Genomic DNA, 21,698 nt, shown 5'->3' on the forward strand with positions numbered 1-21,698 from the left:
TATAAGAAACTGCTTATCTAAGAATTTTTCCAGGTTCAAGCCTAGCAAATTGGTTGATCTCAACCTCGGAGAACGTATTGCAATCCCCGTGAATGGTATGTTTTAAAACAGATGCAGCCGTTGCAAAGGATACAATCTGTTCAGGCGCCTGCTCTTTCAGAATTCCGTTGAGAATTCCTGCCGCAAAGGCGTCCCCGCCGCCCACACGATCCACGATGTGATCGATGGTGTAAACCTTTGATTGATACAGTTCTCCTCCACTATAAAAATTGCCTTGTAGTGTATGGGTCGAGGCTGAGAGCACCTGACGGAAAGTAGAACTCATGTATTGGATGTTCGGATACGACTGCTTAATTTTTTGATAGTAATAGTCAAGCTTGGCATCAGGGACCATCGCTTCATCCGCTTTTTCAATGCCCAGCAAATAAAGCGCATCTAACTCGCCGCAAAAGCAAATATCCACAAATGGAAGAAGGGTGCGAATCGCTTCCGCCGCTTCTTGGTGACTCCATAATTTGGCCCGGTAGTTAAAATCAAGGCTGGTTGTCACCCCATGTTCCTTCGCTTTTCTCAAGGAGTGTAAGACCACTTCCCTCATATTCGGAGAAAGGGCAGCCGAAATGCTAGAAACATGGAACAGGTCTGCTCCACGGAACACTGCATCAAAGTCTATTTCTTCAATCGTTAGGGTAGAAAAGCTAGAATACTTTCGGTCATAGGTGACCTGCGGACTTCTAGGGCCGGACCCTAACTCCAGATAATAGGTACCTAACCGCTCTCCACCTTTTAATACGAAATCTGTATGAACGCCATAGGACTTCAATTGGCGTTCCACTGCGGTTCCAAGCATATTATCGGGGATCTTGCTCATCGCAAACACATCATGACCAAAATGCGCTAACGAAACACCAACATTGGTCTCCGCTCCGCCATAGTGCATCATGGCCTGATTGGCTTGGGAGAGCCTCTCCCCTACATGGGTAGAGAATCGAAGTAAAATTTCTCCTAGAGTAATAATCTTTTTCATATTTTAAGCCTCTCTAGCAATCTGGACTTTTTTCACATATTCTCTTGCATATTCCGTAATTTTTGCAAAATCGCCTGTTTTAGCCGGGGCTATTAAGCTGCCGCCCACACCAACTGCGACGCAGCCATTTTTAATCCATTGCCCGACATTATCTAAGTCCACTCCACCTGTTGGCATCAAGTTGATTTGTGGCAGCGGTCCTTTGACGGCTTTTACGAAGTCCGGGCCAAAGGCGTTTCCAGGGAATAGTTTGACGATATCTACCCCTGCCTCGAGCGCATGCTTCATTTCTGTAATGGTCATACAGCCCGGCATATAAGGAATTTGATAGAGATTACAAAGTTTGGCACTTTCTAAGTCAAAGGTTGGACTGACCACAAACTGTGCGCCTGCGAGGATGGCAATCCTTGCGGTCATAGCATCCAGGACGGTTCCCGCCCCAATAACCACTTCTTTGTGTTCCTGATAGATGGAAGCTAATTGTTTGATGACCTCGTCGGCACCTTTTACCGTAAAGGTCACTTCAATTGCCGTGATACCGCCATTTACGCATGCCTCTGAAATATTGACCGCCTCTTCTTTTGAGTCCGCTCTTACGACAGCAACCACACCACAATTCAAAATTTTATGTAATATAGGAAATTTATTCACATTATCCCCCCTATCATTGGTCTTCACATTGAAAAATCGCAACATTAGGAAATCTTCACACCATGATTGTATTAAAGGATGTAAGGGGTTACAATTCGATTCAGCAAAACCCTTAAAATCTTAAACCTTTATCTTAAATATTTATATATTAAGAAAAGCGCAAGGCGCCTGAAGCTGGACAATTCTCAAAGTCTAAATTTCTTTTTTATCTTTGAAAAAAAAAAACTAACCACCCAATGGATGATTAGTGTCAAAGCTTCAGCTTACCTAAACTTCTTCTTATACTCTGCAGGCGTATGCCCTGTGTATTTTTTAAAGCAGATGCCAAAGTATTGCGGGTTACTGTAGCCTACTTTTTCACAGACCTCCGAGGTTTTGATATCCTCCGAGCTTAATATTTCCATCGCCCGCTTCATGCGCAGCTCAAGGAGGAAATCACCAAAATTAAATCCCTTTTCAAGCTTAAATAAGTTACTTAAATACGGTGTGCTCACATGAATCACCTCGGCCACTCGTTGGAGCGTTAAACTACTTTCATGGAAATTCTCCTTCATATACGTGATTGCTTGATCCACGTGGCTGAAATAATTCTTCTCTCTCCTTTTATACATCGCTGTAGACCACTGCTCAATCAGCTGTTGCAGGATCTCCGCCATTTCCGTCAGAGTATGTAATTCCATGATTTCTTTATACACTTCAGATGCGTTAAAGTCGTTTGTCTCTTCCTTGATCCATTTTTCAATTTCGGAGAAAAGCATAGTGCTGAATTTCAGCGCCATCACCTTCAAATCAGCTAACGGCACACTTTTCCTTTCGACAATCGCTGCACTTAACTGCCCCAGGGTTTCATTCGCCTTTTCCGGTAAGCCGCTCTTGATTTGCGTTTCTAATTTCGTGACAAGATCGTGTAATGGTTTCTTTTCTGTTTCTTCGTTAGACATTGTGTCATCTAAAGAAAACAGTTTACCTGTCCCCATAATATGTCTCATATCCATCGCAAGTCGGGCTTCTAGAAAGGAGTGACCCACTTCAAACAAATTCGCATACGTCCGCCCGAAAGTCATCGTTACCTGATGGTCGACTTGTTCACTAAGCTGCTTGAACAAGGCCCGCGCTAGCCTCCTTTTCCTTTCATCCTCCTCCTGCTCCATGGATAAGAGGATCGCAAATTCATCGTGAGCCACATTCATCACGATTGAGTCGATTTCTTGAAAAACAGAGGTCGTGATGTTCGTCATTTTTGACATGATCTTATTGCCTTCTTCCAGCAGTTCAGACGACATTTTTACAAGGATGGCCGCATAGCTTGGCCCTTCAAGCTCGACACCAAGCTCGAACAGCTCTTTCTCCACATCGACTCTCTGCTCTCCTTCCTTAATCAGTCGTTGGAAAAAATTCCACTGAAGCAGCGGCAACGATTCCGTGATCTTCTTTTCTTTCGCTGCCTCGCCCTCCCAATCAGCCGCCGCTTCCTTCACTTTCTTAAGCAAATCCTCCGCGTCCACCGGCTTTAACAGATAATCAAACGCCTTCACCTTTACCGCTTCCTGGGCATATTTGAAGTCTTCATACCCCGTCAGAAAAATAATTCTTGTATCTAAGCTTCTCTCTCTTATCTTTTTCGCCATTTCCAGCCCGCTCATAAAAGGCATATTAATATCTGAAATAACCACCTGCGGTTTCTCTTTTTCTATTAAATCAAGGGCAACCTCCCCATCTCCCGCTTCCCCTGCCACAACAAACCCATGGTCTTCCCATGGAATTGCCTGACAAATGCCGCGGCGAATAATGCGATCGTCCTCCACCACAATCACTTTAATCATACTCCCATTCAGCTCCCTTCTGTTTTGGGGATCGTAATGCTTGCTACTGTCCCCTTCCCAGGTTCACTTGCGATCGTCAAACCATATTCTTTTCCGAAGTGGATTTCAATTCGTTCATTTACACTTTTCAGACCAATACCAATAAATCTCTTTTTGTCTTGATAGGAAGCGGCAATTTCCGCCAATATATCTTGTAATCTATGTGGTTCGATCCCATTTCCGTTATCGGCAACCTCTAAATGAATGGCATCCTCCGCTTGATAGCCTTTTATCGTAATCTTCCCTTGCCCGCGTTTCTGCTTGACCCCGTGGTAAATGGCATTTTCAATGAGAGGCTGAAGGGAAAGTTTAATAATGTTATAGGAAAGAATCTCCGGGTCGACATCAATTTCATACGTAAAGTCATCTCCATACCGCATCTCTTGAATGAACAAGTAATGCTGAATATGCTCGATTTCCTCTTGAATAGAGATAATCTCTTTTCCTTTACTAATCCCAATTCTGAAAAAGCTAGATAGGGCAGTGATCATTTGACTGGCATCCTTATTAAGCCCCATATCACATAATCCTTTAATAGAGTAAAGCGTATTATAGAGAAAATGAGGATTAATTTGTGCATGCATAATCGCAAATTCTAATTGTCGTTTCTCCTCTTGCTCCAATTGGATTTGTTCCATCAGCGTTTGAATCCGAATAATTAACTCTTTAAAGCCCGTATGGAGAATCTGCATTTCCTTCGGCCCCGACATCTCCACATTAAGCTCGAGATGCTCTTTATCAATTTTCCCCATTTGGTCTGCCAAGCGTTCAAACGGCTTAGAAATATACCTTCCCACGATGTTCGTTAGATAGATAACAGCCACAATCACAAAGACCATCAAAAAGACCGTGAAGCCCTTAATATAATTCACCTTTTTTAACATGACATCTTGGGGAATGACAGCAGCTATTTTCCAATTATTCGCTTCTAACGTATCGTAGAGGACAATCATTTCTTCACCTGACGAACTCTTGTAGGAGAATTGCCCACTTCTTTTCTTCAGCCTTTGAAGCGAGACTAATGTCGATTTATCTAGCTTGTACTCCTCTTTTACGTTCTTGGATTCATATTTTCCGTCAGGACTGACCAAAGCCAGATACCCATTTTCGCCGATGAGCGATTTATTCAATACCTGTTCAAAAAACTCAGCTCGTAAATTAAAAAGAACAATCCCTCTCGATTCATTCCGATGAATCAATCGGAAGACGGATAGCACCCGATCCTTTTGATTAAAGACTCGATCTTGATGAATATTCCTCCAATAAAACCCTTCCCTGCTCCCACTAAATGTGGAAAAAAACTGATCATAATTGACCGACGGGTTGGAATTATACCCACTATGATAAAGCAGGAATTCCTTTTGATTGAGATCGACCAAAACGGAACTGAGAATAACATCATATCTGGAATAAATAAGCTTTAAATTATTATCGATTTCTACATAAGAACTCGGTTGAATCTCTGATTCCCTCTTATCCATTAATGATAGGATCCTAGGATCATTCGATAAGGAGACTAATTGTTGAAAAACATCTGAAAGCATATTATCCAGGTAGTTTTTTGTCTGAAAAATGGTATCGTTTACATTTTTATACGCATTTTCTTCAATTTGTGCGGTAGCAAGCATCGTGGATACCCAGCCCGTAACAAAAATAGCGATAATAATGATAGGAAGATAGAGAGTGTTAATCGTGGATTTAAACGAGTTAAAAAAGTGCTTTCGAATCATTTGTTTCATCTTCATAGCCATCATGTCAGGTTCTCCCGTTAGCAAAAGTATGTAGACATTCCCATTCCCTATATAAAACAATAAACCAATTTTCTGAAACGGTAAACAAGGAAGTTGTCACAAATATCTTAAAATTTTAATCAATCATCTTAAAATCTTTAATTATCCAAGAAACCGTTTTCATTTATGATGAAAAACAAGAGAGGAGGAAACTAGATGAATGCATCACAAAGCGCTGCCGAAACAATGGTTAAGAGTAAACGGGTGGTGAGCAAAAGGAAGAATAAAAAAGACAAATGGATTCCTTATCTTTTTATCCTGCCATCTTTCCTTGTGATCTTAAGTTTTCTATTTTATCCAATCGCGACTGTATTTTACTACAGCGTTCAACATTATGATGTGTCCGCTCCCTACTATAACGGCTTCGCCGGGATGGAGAACTTCGTTAACATCTTTACAAAAGATAAAATGTTCATTCCAAGCCTGGTAAACAGTTTGAAATGGGTCGTTTCGGAGGTAGGTCTTCAATTAGTATTTGGTATGATTACAGCCTTACTTTTGAATCAAACCTTTAAATTTAGAGGCATCATTCGTGCCGTTGCTTTTATCCCTTGGGCCATTTCAGGTGTGCTTGCCTCAACCATGTGGTCCTTGATGTTCAACGAGCACATGGGCGTACTGAATGACTTGCTAATGAAATGGGGAATCGTCGATGAACCGCAGGCATTCCTAGCAAGTACAACAACCGCTTTTACCGCTGTGATTATTGCAGAGCTTTGGAGAGGAATTCCGTTTTTTGCGATTACCTTACTCGCTTCCTTACAAAGTATACCGGATGAATTATACGAAGCGGCGCGGGTAGACGGCGCCAGCAGATGGAAGTCCTTTATTTTTGTGACCCTGCCACAATTGAAAAATACGATTATCTTAACCACCTTGCTCCGTGTGGTGTGGGAATTTAATAACGTCGATCTATTGTTCAATTTAACAGGCGGCGGTCCTGCCCATTCCACAACCACCCTAACCATGTATATTGCTGATTTAGCAGTCCATGGAAGTAATTTCGGATATGGTTCGGCCTTAACGGTTGTTTCATTTGGGATTCTACTCATTTTCGCCATCCTTTATTTGAAACTAGCCCGTTATGAAAAGGAGTGATTCTAGCATGTTTACAAAAAATAAAAAAGTCGACAAACTCTTAACACTCTATCTTCCTTTGCTCATGATGTTGAGTTTTACGATTTTCCCTATTTACTGGACAGTCAATACTGCATTTAAACCTGAAGGCGACATCATCAAACGGCCGCTCCAGTATCTGCCGGCAAGCCCAACTATTGATAACTTTGTCATGGCCTGGAGCAGCGTTGGGTTTGCTACTTTCTTTAAAAATAGTTTACTAGTTGGCTTTTTCACCGTCATCACTGTACTGGTTTGTTCCACCCTATCTGGTTATGCACTAAGCAGGTACCAGTTCAAAGGCAAACGAAGCTTCATGCTCATGCTGTTATGTACGCAATTCATCCCAAGGGCGATGATGATCATTCCATTGTTCATTATTTTCAAAACCCTAGGATTAATTAGTAACCCGCTTTCATTAATTATCACGTATACAGCCGTGGAGATTCCCTTTACAACGATTCTTATGAGTGGGTTTATCTCCAATGTTCCAAAGGAATTGGAAGAAGCCGCCATGATCGATGGCTGTACCAAATTGCAGTCACTTCGGCACGTCGTCTTTCCACTATTAATGCCGGGAATTGTTGCAACAGGTGTTTTCACCTTCATTTATACGTGGAATGAATTTTTAATTGCCTTGATGCTGACCAATCAACAATCCAAATTCACTCTTCCAGTTGGACTAAGTTCGATGCTGGGTGAATTTAGTATCAACTATGGCGCCTTGGCAGCCGGAAGTGTCATCGCTTTAATTCCTGCCGTTATTCTTTTTGCCTTCGCGCAGAAACACCTAGTCAACGGGATGGGTGGAGCTGTAAAAGGCTAATCAATATAAACATTTAAAAGGGAGGCAATACCATGTTTAAGAAAAAAGTGACAACCTCTGTACTTGCATTGACAATGGCAACCGGCATGCTGCTTACAGGCTGTGGCGGAGAAGAAAAAGCAGCCACTACCCCTAAAAAGGAAGCACCAAAGACCGAAGAACCTGTAACACTCCAATTTTGGGATGAAAACGCAGGTCCGGCCCGTACACCTGTATGGGAAGAAGTAATTAAACGCTTTGAAGAAAAGAACCCAAATATCACTGTAGAGTACGTGGGAATTCCCAATGCTTCGGCCAAATCAAAATACGATGCAGCCATAGCAGCTGATGATATGCCAGACGTAGGCTCTATGCAAACAACATGGCTTCCTGAATTCTCGATTCGGAATGCATTACTTCCACTCGATAAGTATTTCGATAAGTCTGATATCAGCAAAAAGATGAACAAAGCGGCAACAGATGTAAATAAGAAAATCACGCAGGATGGCAAGCTTTATGGGATTCCCTATGCACAAAACTTGGATGCTTTATGGATCCGTACTGACTGGTTCCAAGAAGCAGGTGTAGAAGAGCCGAAAACATGGGATGAATTCTTTACTCTCATTGAAAAAATGAGAGATAAAGAGAATAACCGTTTTGGTTTCACGATTCGCGGCGGTGCCGGCGCTTCCTTCACGATCCAAAGAGCCATGTTTGCTTATAGCGGTTTAGACTTCTTTGACAAGGATGGGAAACCCAACATCAATGATCCGAAGCACGTAGAGTTTGTAGAGAAATATTTCTCTTACTACAATAAACTAACGCCAAAGAGTGACATCACAAATGGCTATAAAGAAATGATTGCCGGCTTTGATACAGGTGTGGTTGCAATGGTACACCACAACCCTGGTTCTTTTGGGGAGCACAGTAAAGCATTGCCAGAAGGTTCCTTCAAGTTAATTCCACTGCCAACAACAGAAGATGGAAAATATGTGGCTGAAGGTGGAAACGCTGTCAACCTAGGGATCTTTAAATCAACCAAACATCCAGATGCCGCTTGGAAATTCGTTGAATTTGTTAACTCAGCCGAAGCACAAAGCTACTGGAATGAACAAACCGGTCAAATCCCAACCAACAAAGATGTCTTAGCTGATGACTGGGTACAAAACGCACAACATATCAAAGTCGCCTTTGATGTCTATAACAATAAAGATACAAAAATTTATATGCCGCCATTTTATTTACCAGATTACCGCTCCATCCTTGATGGCGTCGTAGATCCTGGCGTCCAAGCCGTCATGAGCGAGAAAATGACAGCAAAAGAATTCCTAGACCAATGGGCAAAAGCAATCGAAGATTCCAAAAAGAAATACGACGAAACATTTAAAAAATAAACAAACGGCTGAGTGTTGATGCTATTGACACTCAGTTTTAACTATGTTGATTGGAGCGGAAGGTGCGAGACTCCTGCGGGAGCAGCGGGACAGGTGAGACCCCACAGGCGCTTTAGCGCCGAGGAGGCTCACCGCCCGCCCCGCGGAAAGCGAAGCACCTGGAGCGCTAATCCTATCTTTTAAAAAGGAGACTGTACAATGGAAATCACATCCGAACAAACTCGAATCGAAACACCATTAGCCATGGCAGAAAAAGCCTGCCAAGCCTTAATGAACAAATTCCGTGCCGAGGACTTACCACCAGTAAAAGACTTTCATTATCACCAAGGGGTCTTCCTATATGGAATGCTGCGCGTCTGGGAAGCGACTGGTAAGGACGAATACTTCGAGTACATCAAAGCCTATATTGATAGCCTGGTAGATGAAGAAGGAAATGTATGCTTTGCCCGTGATGAGCTTGACTCTACAATGGCAGGGATTCTCCTCTTCCCTCTTTATGAAAAAACCAAGCATCCAAAATATTTAATTGCCGCTAAACGATTAAGAAGTGCATTAGATACATTAAATAGAACCTCGGAGGGCGGCTTCTGGCATAAAGAAAAATATCCTTACCAAATGTGGTTAGACGGCCTCTTTATGGGCGGACCCTTCATGCTCCTGTACAGCCAGCAGTTCCAAGAACCAGAATTAGTCCAGACGGTTCTTCGCCAAGAAAGTCTAATGAGAAAAAATATGACCGATCCAAAAACAGGCTTACTCTACCATGCCTGGGACGAGAAAAAGGTGCAGCCATGGGCCGATGCGGAAACAGGCTGCTCACCAGATTTCTGGGGACGTTCCGTTGGCTGGTATGGAACGGCATTGATTGACCTGTTAGAGATTTTGGGTGACAAGAAACGGGGCCAAGAGGAATTAATTACCTCACTGCAAAGCTTTATCCCGGCTGTAGCCGCACACCAGGATCAGGAATCCGGTCTTTGGTATAACGTGCTTGATAAGGGCAATCGTCCAGACAATTGGTTAGAATCCTCCTGTTCTGCCCTATTCATCTATTTTATTGCCAAGGCGGTTCAGAAAGGCATCGTCAGTGACTTGTACCGTGAAGTTGCCAAGAAAGCCTATGCGGGATTACTACAGCACATGGTCGAAACGGATGATGACTCCTTTACCTTAAAAGGTATTGTCATCGGTACGAGCGCAGGCACCTACGATTACTACGTTTCCCGCCCAACCTCAGAAAACGACCTGCACGGAATGGGTGCCTTTATCCTGGCGAGCATGGCTCTATACGATCTGAATAAAAGCGGACAATAGTTGTTACAAAAAGACTGTTTTCGTAAAGAATGTTGTTTTCAAAACACGTTCGAACTCCGAATAAGGGTGGAATTTGTACCTTATTAGCAAGATAAGCTGATTTATCGGCGATTCTTGGCGTTCTATCAGCGAATTTGATGGTTCTATCAGCGAATTTTAGCGTTCTATCGGCGAATTATAGTGCTCTATCAGCGAATTATAGCGTTCTATCGGCGAATCTAAAAAATCAACATTTTTTAAAATAGATCCATCACTTCGTTCGAAAGCTTCCAGTCACATGGAAGCTTTCTATCTTCTGTTTTGTTACTTGGCTAACAAGTGTACGTTTCTAAAGCTCAAAACTGGTCATAAATATCTATTAAAAAAAGCTGTTTTCGTAACATTGTTGCTAATAATCAAAGGCAAACTCATAAATAGTCCATTTTCAATGTAAAAATACACTTCAACCCTATTAATTAGTGATTAATTTAACAACAGAATCCGTCTATGAGCGAATTATGGTGCTCTATGGGCGAATTTACAGCTTCAATGAGCGAATTTACAGTTCAATGAGCGAATTTTGCCAATCAATGAGCGAATCTAAAAAAGCAACAATCTATTAGAAATGAACCTAAAAAATTTACAAAGGAGGCCCTCCAATGACTATTCGTACTGTTAAGCTGGACGGAACACAGCCTATTAAGCTATCTCCTGCAAGGTCGTGGCGGACCTACTTGGGTGGCAGACTCATCGATGAATTATATGGAAATCCTAACCCTAAGGATAGTCATTATCCGGAAGAATGGATGATGTCTATCATTTCTACCACCCGAAACGCCGAACGTGAACATATTCAGGACGAAGGGCTAAGCAAGCTAGATGTTCCCGGCATCGATTTAAGTTTAAAGGAACTCATTGAGAAAAACCCTGAAGCCTTTCTAGGGAAAAAACAGGTGGAAACATTCGGCATAGAGACTGGTGTGCTAGTGAAGGTAATCGACACAGCGGAGCGGTTGATCATGCAAGCCCATCCCGACCGGGAGAAAGCGAGAGAATTATTTGATTCGATGTATGGTAAAACAGAGTGCTGGCACTTCATTGGCGGCAGAGAAATAGATGGCGCGGCCCCCTTTGTTCATCTTGGCTTTAAGCCCGGTGTAACGAAAGAACAATGGAAAGCCCTGTTTAAGGAACAAAATATCCAAGGCATGCTCGATTGTCTGCACAAATATGAAGTGCAGCCTGGTGATACGTTTTTAATCGAAGCGGGCATTCCCCATGCGATCGGCTCCGGCTGTTTATTGATTGAAATTCAGGAGCCATCCGATTATACCATCCGGTTAGAGAAGGTTTCCCCTTCCGGATTGCAAATTGATGATTTCCTCATCCATCAAGGTCTCGGCTTTGAAAAAATGTTTGATATTTTCAGATACGAGACGCTTCCAAGGGAAGAAACATGGGCGAAATGGCGGGTAGCTCCGGACATAGTAGCAGCAACTGAAGGGTATCGAGAAATCGAACTGGTCGGCTACAACCAAACACCTTATTTTAGAATGACACAGGTTGAGGTCTGGAAAAAGGCGGACATTCTAGGAAAAGGCGTGTTTTCCGGAGTATACATCCTTTCCGGATCTGCCATCATTGTCACAGGTGAAGACGTTCAGTCAGTTAAACAAGGAGATCAGCTGTTCATTCCGGCCAATGTCTCCCAGTTTTCAATCGTTAACCAAGGTGAAGAACCAGTGAAAGCTTTACGGTTCTTTGGACCTGAGGTGTAGAATCATCCTTTTTCAAACATGGGAGGAATAAGATATGAAGAAATATGTCATTTGCGGCGTGAGTAATCGAGCATTACAAATGTTTATTAAACCATTAGTCAATCAATTTTCACAAGATCATGAGATTGTAGGTCTGCTAGATTCTGACTCATTGCGGTTTACAATTTGTAAAAAGCAATTTCCAGGACTAGCACACCTTCCAACCTATTCTCCCGAGCAATTCGAGACAATGATTGATGAAACACAGCCAGATGTTGTGATTGTCGCCGGCAGAGACGACACACACGTGGATTATATCCTAAGGGCACTAAATAAACAGGTAGACGTCATCACTGAAAAGCCGATGGTGACAACCGCTGAAGATGCGTACAAGGTCATGCAGGCCGAGGCAGAGAGCAAAGGAAAAGTGACGGTTACCTTTAACTATCGCTACAGTCCGTTTCATCGAAAAATTAAAGAAATGATCCTCGAAGGAAAAATTGGCCGAGTGACATCGGTTGATCTCAATTGGTATATTGATACCTTCCATGGCTCAAGCTACTTTAAACGCTGGAACCGCAATCGCGAACATTCAGGTGGATTATCGATTCATAAGTCTACCCACCACTTCGATCTCGTCAACTGGTGGCTGGATCAAAAGCCAGAAGAAGTGTTTGCTTACGGCAGCTTACATTACTACGGGCCAAACGGAGAATCGAATCCACGAAAGGAATCGGGACGGTTCTGCGGCACCTGCGACGTCAGAAACAACTGTAGTTATTTTAGACGCTGGAATCCCAGAAGCGGTACTTCCTCTGTTAGAGACGATCATCTTTTAGCAGGCGTATATGAAAAAGACGTTCCATACAGTCATTATCGGCCGGATGCCTGTATTTTTGATGAGGAGATTTCCATTGAAGATACCTATGTGGCAACCGTAAAATACGATGGCGGCAGCTTGCTCAGTTATTCAGTTCATTTTTCAGCCCCATATGAAGGATACCGGTTAGCGATCAACGGAACAAAAGGCAGAATTGAAACAACAGAATACCACGAACCTTCACGTATTCCTTTTGAATACCCGGAACAAACCATTGAGTATTACCCGCTGTTCGGCGGAAAAGAAAAGATTGAACTGGTCAAAGCGGATGGCGGACATGGCGGCGGCGATCCGATTTTATTAGAGGACTTGTTTCTGGGGCCTGACCCAGCCCGCAGCTATCAAATCGCAGCCGGCTCCGAAGCCGGTGCCTACTCCATTGCAGTCGGTGAAGGAGTCTGGCGATCCGTTCAAGAGAAGAAACCAATTAACATTAAGGAACTTCTTTTTCACCATGACTATCAGGTAACCAAATAACATCTATAAAACATACGAAGAGTCGATAAAAAGACGTTTCGTATGTTTTTTCTACTTTTATCTAAAACTTTGACTTTTTCCCAAAAATACGGCATGGTATGGAAAGAATTAGTTTATGGCATCAAAGGAGATAACGAACGAATGGTAAGGAAGAACGTATCGGCTTCTGTGCTAGCCTTGATCATCACTGTCTCATTCCTGCTGACAGGATGCTTTGAGAAAGAACAATCCTCGCAGAACGCCAACCCAATAACAGAAAAAGTCACCATTACTTTTTGGGATGACAATTCAGGGCCGCAGCGAACGCCCATTTGGAAAGAATTAATCAACCGATTTGAAAGGGAAAATCCAACCATCGATGTGAAATATGTGGGCTTACCAAAAGATTCGGCAAAAGCAACGTTTGATGCAGCAATCGCTGCAGAGGACACACCAGATGTTGGTAGTGTCTATACAAGCTGGCTGCCGGAATATTCTTCTCGGAACGCACTTTTGTCTCTGGATTCCTATTTTGCTAACTGGAGTGATCGGGAAAAAATCAATCAAGAAGTGATTCATTTTAATAAACAAATCGTGGATGACCACAAATTATATGGCATTCCCTATACACAGAATCTTGATATCCTTTGGATTCGATCCGATTGGTTTAAAGAAGCTCAGGTCAATCCTCCCGACACATGGGACGAATTTTTTCAGGCAGCGAAAATCTTAACAGATCCGGCGAAAAAGCGCTACGGATTCACCATTCGTGGCGGTGCAGGCGGATCGTTTCAGTTACAGCGGATGATGTATGCCTACTCTGGCATTCAAGCTGCTATGATCAATGGGCGAAGTACCATTAATGATCCAAAGCATGTCGAATTCTTAACAAGATATGTAGCATTGTATCAGCAATACACACCAAAGAGTGATATTACTAACGATTATAAAGCGATGATTACCAGATTCGATACAGGCGATGCCGCTATGGTTCAGCATAACCTGGGCTCCTATGCCGAGCATAGTGAAATGTTAACATCCGATCAATTCCAGGCAGTACCATTGCCCAAATCCGTTAGGGGTCACTATACAGCAGAAGCCGGGAATGCCATCGGGATGAGTATGTTTAAAGGGACGAAGCACCCGAAGGAATCATGGAAGTTTATTCAATTCATGAATTCCCAATACGCACAAAGCTATTGGAATCGAATGGTGGGTCAAATTCCGACAAACGCGGATGTACTCAGCGAAGAATGGGTAAAGAAGGCTCCTCACATTGCGACGGCTGCGACCGTCTATAGGAATCCGGAGACAACCCTTTATGAGCCACCCTTCTACCTGCCGGAATATAGCAGAATCCTATATACCATCGTGGACCCTAGCATTCAAGCCGCATTAAGCGGGAACATGACAGTAGAAGAACTATTGGACCAATGGGCAAATGCGATCAATGAGGCACAAAAGCAATATGAAGCAGGGGACAGTTGAACCGTCCCCTGCTTTATTTCCTTACTAATAGAATGGCTATTGTTTCTTTTTCTGCCCCGGTGGCATTTGTTTTACATGAATCGAATGCTCCGCTTTCAAGTCATGATAACTCACCATAATCTTCGTTTTTCCCTTAGTACCTGCTTGTATGGAACCGTCGTCCTCTACCATTGCCATGGCTGAGTCCTTACTAGTAAACTTAACATCGTCCGTCAATGTTCTACTAGAACCATCCGCATAGATTCCCTTTACAACAAGCTTTCCTGTCTCTCCCTCTTTCAAGGAATCAGGGCCTTCTACCTTAATGGACAACGGATTTGCTTCCAGTGCGCCAACATAGCTTTGTCCTGAACCTGCCTTATTGAGGGCACTGGCAGGGGCCAATCGAAGGAAATCGCCAAATTGGATGTTCCCCTTTTTAGAGCGCGAATAGGCGGCAGGGGTATCTAGGCTGACAAAATCCTTCTTCGTTACAGTCATTCCCTTACTGTTCACCGATTCTGATCCGTTATAGAAGAAATTTGTTTCATCCACTACACCAGAAATAAAATCTGCTAATGCACCTGTCTTGGTCCTGAAGGAAAGGTTACCTTTGAAAATCCCCTGCTCTTCAGCCGTGAAATATGGATTGATCCGGAACACATAGTTAAAGCGCTTATTATTAAAAGAAGTATTGTTTTCAACAATCATTTTACCCGGATTAAAATTGTCGGTAAACCCGTCCATGTTATTGTCAAAAGAAAGATTGTTGCGAACGATATGCGCGACAGGAAGACCTTCACCGCCAAGTTTAAAACCATTGCCCATATTGCCATCTTTGTTATAGCCGTTGCTCAGCTTTCCGTTCGAATAGGCAATATTCCCTTCTAAGGTGATCGGCTTATTGGCGCCTTCATTTGTCCGGTTATATAAATCCCAACCGTCATCAATATTGTGATGGGCGATATTCCCTTTAAACACATTGCCTTCGCCAACCCCTAATTTAGCGGCAAATCCGTCTGCATCTTCATCACGTGGGTCGCGGTTATCATGTGATTCGCAGTTAAGAATCAGGTTATACTTTGGCCATAGATCCGGGTTTGTGCCGCTTCCGCTGATTTGCAGGCCTGTATCACCGTTAAAGTTGAAAAGCATTTGCTCGACCACATTATGGTCACCACTCACCCGCATACCGTTAGTTGCGGCTCCCGTGATATGAAATCCCGCCACATGCCAGTAATCGGCATTCAGCTGAATCACATTAGCAAGCTTTCCTTGGCCATCGATGGTTACTTTTTCACCATTATAGGCAGCAATCGTTTTCACTTGATCCATTAAGCCACTGTATTCCTTTTTAATGTTCAGCATGGCCGAAGGTGTATAGGTTCCTTCCCTCATAAAAATCGTTTCACCAGGCAGAACGTACTTAATCGCTGTTTCTAAATCCATTGGACTCGCTATCGTACCCTTTCCAGTGCTGGTTCCATTTGGAGAAACAAATAACCCTTTTCCACTGTTAAAAATCTTTTTCGTTACTTTAATGGTTTTCGTAATCGCGGCCGTCGATGGTGCATCTATTGGCGTATAAACAACGGTAAAGTCAGTGAGATCGTTTTCCAAGTTGGTGTCGAAGGAATATACTTCATTCCTCACAACGGCTGTCTTGCCTGCGACCTCTTTTCCGTCTTTCGATATAGAAATCGTGCCATCATAGTTTGCAAGCACTCTCAGTTTATAATCGGCAGAGCCTGATTCCGGTGCGGAAACAATGTTCATTACGGCATTTTCTTTCGCCGGCGGTGCCGGTGGTGTTGGAACGGTATGGGCTTCACTCAGCGTCAAGCTCGCATTCCTCACCGTCATCTTTGCATTTCTTGCTGCGTAAAAACCAACATACATATGGTCGGGGTCAAGGACTTGTACCAAATCGGCCCCTTTCACCCGAGTCTCAAACGTCTTTTTTTCCGAAGAATGTAGGAATGTGGTTGACATGATAAAGTCTGTGTCTGTTCTTTCTAATTTGACCCTGACCGGTGTTCCAATTGGCAGAGTATAGGCTGGATCCGTTGTAAATCCAGTCGCTTTTAACTGACTGCCTAAATTGCCCCATGGATACACGACTCCCGTCCGATAGATTGGGCTGATTCCGTGGCGCATCATGCCGACACCAAAAATATTCGAAGCAGCCGGAACCTCTTCGTACCCTATTATCATCGGGTCCTGCCTTGGTGCAGCAATGGCGTCTCTGACCATGATTCCCGCACTTTCCTGACCGTTCGGTGCAGCACCAGTTTCCGGCCCGAATTGTTCAATGGTAAGATCGGCCTCAAGAACAAAGTTATCCGTTTTCGCGTTGAGCTTCGTGTAATAGAACGTTAATCCATCGTGGCCAGGTGCCAGTTTTCCGCCGCGGCTTTCCAATGTTATCGCCCCATCAATGCTCCCAGGCACCTCTGGTTTCGCGTAATTGGTGCCAATTTTATGAGGCAGAACATTGGCGGAAAAATTTAAATCAGTAGACTGACCAAACGAGATACTTTCCCATTTTAATTGCGAGCTGTCCCCGCTTTGTTTCATTTCCTCCTCAGCAAAAATCCTCCCAGGAATTGCACTCACAACCATAACCAAAGAAAGTACCATCACCAACATCTTAGTAAGCGCTTTCGACTAATCAACTCCTCTAGCCTTATTTTTGTAACTCTAGAAGAGTATAAGACATCTAGGGAACCTTTATAATTCAAAATTTTTAGAACTTTGTTTGATATTTTAACTAAATACGGAGTGCATGAAGACGATGAAGCAATCTCTCATGCTTTACTGGATTAAACCTTAGCTGATTAGTGATCTGCCACCTGTACGATCCGCGCTGTAAATTGTTGAGGCGGTTGAACTTTTTTCACGTCTTCCCCATTCAGCCAGTCCCACTCATAGAATTCTCCGCCAATCTCATAAAGAACCTTTTCATCATCTTTCCTAGGCTCAGCTGCCATCCTTTCGTCGCACAAGTTATCATAATACAGATAGAACTTCTCTTTTAAGATCCCGTAAAAGTAGGCAATGGGCTTTTTGACGACGTTGGTAAACTTTAGTTTTCTGACTAATTGCCGGAAGGAATCAATGGCTAGATCAACGATGGTCTCTGTTTCTTCATGGAGTTTATAGTCAAAAGCAAGAATATGAACCATACGCCAATAGTCTTCGATTACTTTCGCATCGTCGAAGAAACATTTAACAAATTCTGCAAAGGGCTTTGGTACACGGCTGCTCACAAAGGTATGGTCCAATGTAGACGGTTCTTCTTTACGTTTTTTTATCTCTTGATCTTTTTCAGTTTTTAAAAGATTAATAGTTTCTTTTGGGTGGTTCATCGTTTGTTGTTTAGGTGGTTCACTGACTGGAAAACGATTGAACACGTAGAGATTACTCGACTGGGAGCCGTTTGTGCGTTCCGTTTCATAGACCGTGAAAATCCCTACATCCTTCGCCTTCCCGATCATCCGTTTAAATGTCGAACGGGAAATGCCATTATTCCTGTACTCTTGATGAATCGCTTTTAACATCGTGCCAATCTTCGCATTGCACACCCCAGGGATTTTCGCAGCAAAACGAACCAGCCGCTTTAAGCCGACTAGCTCCCCTTTTGAAAAATCCTTCTTATGCTCCAGCAGCCACCATTCCATATGTTGATTAAACTCTTGTAAACTCTCAAATTGCGAAAACTGTTCAAAGCCCTCAATGTTGCCTGATTTCAAATTCATCATATTGTACCGCCCTTTAACCGCTAGTTTTCGTTTCCGGCACCTTTAAGATAGCGGGTTTGGCGTTGAAAATCGAACTCGTCAATTTCACTTTTGAGGGCTGTTTTTGACCTTTAAACATCAAAAATGCCTCCAAAATTGAATTTTGGAGGATATTTTCACATTTTAAGATAGTTTCTTTATAAAATGCGGCAAAGGGGAAACTTTTCTTCTTTAAGCGACATACATTCGACTTAATTCCTTATATGCTATACTATTCAAACGTTTGTTTGAAATTAACCTTAGCCGCTCTAATCTTGAACTATTCCTTCCAACTGCCTATAAATAATGGTGAAATCTGGACCCTGGTCAATAAAAGTCTGTAGTATCTGGGGGCTGACCCCATAGCTTCATGAAAGTTATCAAAAAGTCAGCCACTCTGTTTTTATTTTGTTCTTCAATTTGACAATATTTATGAACAAATTTGGTAGGAATGTAAAGGGGAGTGCTGAATATTCTATTTGGTAAAAATCTTAGTCGAAAGAGAGGTGTTATCTTCCCGCATTTAGTTTCCAGTGCCAAGAAAAAAGGAGGGTAACGATGTCCGCTAACATTGATCATGACTGTTTATTTGAAGAATTTATTTTGTTATTTTTTCCAAAGGTATATGAGGATTTGGACTTGCAGAATCTCCGTTTTTTATCGGAAGAGCTCGTCACGGATGTTACAAAAGATGAGAAATACCGGATTGATCTTCTAGTTGAGACGAATATTTAAGGGTGAGGATGGATTGATTCTCATTCATTTAGAGAGTCAAGCTCAATATCAGTCTCTTTTAATACAGCGGAGTAGGGGCTAACTCGCTGTAAATTTATGTATAATAACAAGACTTTTAAGAAATAATAGAGAAAAAATTCTATTATCTAAGCTTTTAATCAAGCTTTTATGAATCTGGTATGATAGAAGTTTTAATAATATTTAGCATTTTGAAATTAATATAAAATTGGAGTTAGTCATTAGTAGAAAATTATAGAGCAAATGAAGGAATTTTATATCGATTAATACCTCTTATACCACATTAATGGATATAATGAAGATACAGACATTATGTGAGAGAAACTACGTGCCAATTACACACAGTTGAAAAAGTTTGTCTCTTTTGGAGGGGAAGTATATGAGTCAATTTGACTTTACAAGAGATAATATTGATGATGAAATTGATAAAATTAAAGAAGAATCATTCGGCGTGGAGTATGAAGTCCTTCTTGAAGATGAGCAGCAAACAGAGGTCCCCTTTGATGCTGAAAAGATTCGTATCGAACAGCGTATGCTCTCTTTAAAGTACATGAAGGAATTAATCGATCTTGACCTACTAAATCTTTATCCAGATTTTCAAAGAAACAAAGTGTGGAAAGAAATCAAAAGAAAATCACTGTTAATAGAATCCTTAATGTTAAGAATTCCCATTCCTGCCTTCTATTTTTATGAAGACGAAGACTCAGTCCTTCATGTGATCGACGGATTACAACGACTTTCAACCATCAATGAATTCTTAAATGGTGATTTTAAACTAAAAGGTCTTCAATATCTCCAAGATTCCTGTGACGGTAAATCCTTCAAAGATTTGGATGCCAAATATGTTAGTAGAATCTATATGACTCAATTAGCTGTAAACGTTATTGATGCTAGAACTCCTTCACAAGTGAAGTACGATTTATTTAGACGGATCAATACTGGTGGCGTCTCACTAAATGCACAAGAAATCCGAAATTCGATTGCAAAACCGCGAATTCGTGATTTTCTTAAAAAATTGGCACACTCCAACTCTTTTCTCAAAGCTACAGACGGTGGAGTAAACGACACGAGAATGGCTGCACAGGAACTTGTTTTGCGCTTTATTGCCTTTTATCTAGCATATAACTATGACACAAATGAGTTAGAATATCATAAAAGCGATTTGGAACTATTCTTAGATCGAGGTTTTGAAAAGCTAAATAGCATGAATGAATCAAAACTGACAGAAATAGAAAAGGCCTTTACCCAAGCCATGAATAACGCAAGTGGAATTTTTGGGGAATATGCCTTTCGGAAGTATAAGTCATCTGAATTAAACGAACCCGTGCGCCGCAAGTTGATCAACAAATCATTATTTACTTCATGGAGTGTACTTCTTGCCGAACCCGGACTGAAGGTAACAATAAACGAGTTTGCATCTAAAAATGCCGTTTATACATTAGCTAATTTAATTGAAACGAATGAGGACTACTCGAATGCTCTTACGATCGGAACCAATGCTGCCCCAAGAGTGGACATGAATTTCAATTTAACAAGACACTGCTGGGAGGAGTTACGCCTTGATTTTCAATAAGATCTCTATAACCCACTTTAAAAGCATTAAAAATGCCCAAATAGATTTAGCTCCTATTACCTTATTCACAGGTCCCAATGGGGTAGGAAAATCAAGCATGGTCCAAGCACTATTACTGGCGAAGCAAACCTTTGAAAATATTCACCGATTTAATCGCTGGGAAGTTGAATTAAATGGTTCATACCATTTATCACTAGGAAGGGCAGAAAATGTCCGTTCCTTCATGCACGAACATAATCATATACAAATTCAACTTGAATTAGATGTCAATCGATTAACGTATACATATGAAGTGGATCCTATTGACCATCCATATAGTTTACAAGTCGAAAAATCTCTTTCATCCGCTGACCTTAATTTTCAAAATGTAGCACTTCATTATCTTCATGCAGAAAGGCTAGGGCCAAGAAAAGGGTTGCCGTTTAATCCAGGCAGTTTACTGACCACTGGCTATCAAGGGGAGTATGTCAATCATGCAATTGATCGCGCTGATCAAAAGTCACTTGTTGTTCACGAGATACTAAAAGCAGAAACCGCCCTCCCTCGCTTCTCCACCCAAGTGGAAGCCTGGATGCAATTACTGATACCTGATTTTCGTCTGCAAGTTAAACCTCTACCGGACGTAGATATGGTGACCATTCAATATAGTAACTCTGATTTAGGAGAATACATTTCACCAACATCCACTGGGTTTGGTATCACTTATGCACTACCCATTATTACTTCCGGTCTTCTTGCCGCAACTGAAAACCAAGGATTACTTATTGTCGAGAATCCAGAAGCACACCTGCACCCTTATAGCCAATCTCGAATGGGGCAATTCTTAGCATTAGTCAGTATGGCAGGTGTCCAAGTTATGGTAGAAACTCATAGTGAGCATGTTGTGAACGGAATGAGATTGCAACTAGCATTAAAGAAGAAAGCAGAAACAGGGCTAGTGTATTTCTTCTCGCAAAAAGAAGGTCTTACTCAAACTGAGAAAATAAAAATAAAACCAAATGGAGAACTCTCCACTTGGCCAAAGGGATTTTTTGATCAGGAAGAAAAGGATCTATTTGAACTATTAAGGATTAAGAAACAGCAATGAACATTACG

At 42.0% G+C, this 21,698-nt stretch carries 16 protein-coding genes; 10 read left to right on the top strand and 6 right to left on the bottom strand.

Annotation, left to right across the window (positions count from 1 at the left end; genetic code table 11):
• Positions 1 to 13 precede the first annotated feature (13 nt).
• The 4 genes from FAY30_RS24030 to FAY30_RS24045 all read right to left on the bottom strand — a co-directional run bounded on the left by FAY30_RS24030 (position 14) and on the right by FAY30_RS24045 (position 5,294).
• On the bottom strand, positions 14 to 1,027 hold the full coding sequence (locus FAY30_RS24030; protein WP_149872209.1) for a sugar kinase: 1,014 nt from the start codon (positions 1,025 to 1,027) through the stop codon (positions 14 to 16).
• A gap of 3 nt (positions 1,028 to 1,030) precedes the next feature.
• Positions 1,031 to 1,678 (bottom strand): bifunctional 4-hydroxy-2-oxoglutarate aldolase/2-dehydro-3-deoxy-phosphogluconate aldolase, encoded by a 648-nt coding sequence (locus tag FAY30_RS24035; protein WP_149872210.1) that lies wholly within the window; start codon positions 1,676 to 1,678, stop codon positions 1,031 to 1,033.
• 263 nt (positions 1,679 to 1,941) lie between these two features.
• Positions 1,942 to 3,501: a response regulator gene (locus FAY30_RS24040; protein WP_149872211.1), complete on the bottom strand. Its 1,560-nt coding sequence runs from the start codon at positions 3,499 to 3,501 to the stop codon at positions 1,942 to 1,944.
• An 8-nt stretch (positions 3,502 to 3,509) separates the two neighbouring features.
• Entirely contained in the window at positions 3,510 to 5,294 is a 1,785-nt protein-coding gene (locus FAY30_RS24045; RefSeq protein WP_223820838.1) for a sensor histidine kinase, read from the bottom strand.
• 192 nt (positions 5,295 to 5,486) lie between these two features.
• On the opposite strand from FAY30_RS24045, the gene FAY30_RS24050 reads away from it, so the two are divergent.
• The 7 genes from FAY30_RS24050 to FAY30_RS24080 all read left to right on the top strand — a co-directional run bounded on the left by FAY30_RS24050 (position 5,487) and on the right by FAY30_RS24080 (position 14,519).
• The gene (locus FAY30_RS24050) at positions 5,487 to 6,428 is read left to right on the top strand and encodes a carbohydrate ABC transporter permease (protein ID WP_149872212.1); all 942 of its coding nucleotides are present in this window, start codon (positions 5,487 to 5,489) and stop codon (positions 6,426 to 6,428) included.
• 7 nt (positions 6,429 to 6,435) lie between these two features.
• On the top strand, positions 6,436 to 7,272 hold the full coding sequence (locus FAY30_RS24055; RefSeq protein ID WP_149872213.1) for a carbohydrate ABC transporter permease: 837 nt from the start codon (positions 6,436 to 6,438) through the stop codon (positions 7,270 to 7,272).
• 32 nt (positions 7,273 to 7,304) lie between these two features.
• Complete coding sequence (locus tag FAY30_RS24060; RefSeq protein ID WP_149872214.1) at positions 7,305 to 8,645, top strand: ABC transporter substrate-binding protein; 1,341 nt, start codon at positions 7,305 to 7,307, stop codon at positions 8,643 to 8,645.
• Between the two features lie 198 nt (positions 8,646 to 8,843).
• On the top strand, positions 8,844 to 9,959 hold the full coding sequence (locus FAY30_RS24065) for a glycoside hydrolase family 88/105 protein (RefSeq protein WP_149872215.1): 1,116 nt from the start codon (positions 8,844 to 8,846) through the stop codon (positions 9,957 to 9,959).
• Between the two features lie 638 nt (positions 9,960 to 10,597).
• Positions 10,598 to 11,716 carry a type I phosphomannose isomerase catalytic subunit gene (locus FAY30_RS24070; protein WP_149872216.1) on the top strand — a complete coding sequence of 373 codons (1,119 nt, stop codon included), beginning with the start codon at positions 10,598 to 10,600 and terminating at the stop codon, positions 11,714 to 11,716.
• Between the two features lie 34 nt (positions 11,717 to 11,750).
• Positions 11,751 to 13,052, top strand: a complete 1,302-nt coding sequence (locus FAY30_RS24075) for a Gfo/Idh/MocA family protein (protein ID WP_149872217.1) — start codon at positions 11,751 to 11,753, stop codon at positions 13,050 to 13,052.
• A gap of 141 nt (positions 13,053 to 13,193) precedes the next feature.
• The gene (locus FAY30_RS24080) at positions 13,194 to 14,519 is read left to right on the top strand and encodes an ABC transporter substrate-binding protein (RefSeq protein ID WP_149872218.1); all 1,326 of its coding nucleotides are present in this window, start codon (positions 13,194 to 13,196) and stop codon (positions 14,517 to 14,519) included.
• 36 nt (positions 14,520 to 14,555) lie between these two features.
• On the opposite strand, the gene FAY30_RS24085 is transcribed toward FAY30_RS24080, so the two are convergent.
• Together FAY30_RS24085 and FAY30_RS24090 are read right to left on the bottom strand one after the other, a co-directional pair.
• Positions 14,556 to 17,075 (bottom strand): right-handed parallel beta-helix repeat-containing protein, encoded by a 2,520-nt coding sequence (locus FAY30_RS24085; protein WP_190284756.1) that lies wholly within the window; start codon positions 17,073 to 17,075, stop codon positions 14,556 to 14,558.
• A 260-nt stretch (positions 17,076 to 17,335) separates the two neighbouring features.
• Positions 17,336 to 18,259, bottom strand: coding sequence for a GNAT family N-acetyltransferase (locus FAY30_RS24090; RefSeq protein ID WP_223820839.1), 924 nt, complete (start codon positions 18,257 to 18,259; stop codon positions 17,336 to 17,338).
• 576 nt (positions 18,260 to 18,835) lie between these two features.
• On the opposite strand from FAY30_RS24090, the gene FAY30_RS24095 reads away from it, so the two are divergent.
• The 3 genes from FAY30_RS24095 (at position 18,836) to FAY30_RS24105 (ending at position 21,690) form a co-directional block, all read left to right on the top strand.
• On the top strand, positions 18,836 to 19,012 hold the full coding sequence (locus FAY30_RS24095; protein WP_190284757.1) for a hypothetical protein: 177 nt from the start codon (positions 18,836 to 18,838) through the stop codon (positions 19,010 to 19,012).
• A gap of 397 nt (positions 19,013 to 19,409) precedes the next feature.
• Positions 19,410 to 20,603, top strand: coding sequence for a DUF262 domain-containing protein (locus FAY30_RS24100; protein WP_149872220.1), 1,194 nt, complete (start codon positions 19,410 to 19,412; stop codon positions 20,601 to 20,603).
• Positions 20,590 to 21,690 carry an AAA family ATPase gene (locus FAY30_RS24105; protein WP_149872221.1) on the top strand — a complete coding sequence of 367 codons (1,101 nt, stop codon included), beginning with the start codon at positions 20,590 to 20,592 and terminating at the stop codon, positions 21,688 to 21,690. The genes FAY30_RS24100 and FAY30_RS24105 overlap by 14 nt, the downstream gene beginning before the upstream one ends.
• Positions 21,691 to 21,698 lie beyond the last annotated feature (8 nt).

Origin of the sequence: Bacillus sp. S3, assembly GCF_005154805.1 — a bacterium.
GTDB lineage: Bacteria > Bacillota > Bacilli > Bacillales > Cytobacillaceae > Neobacillus.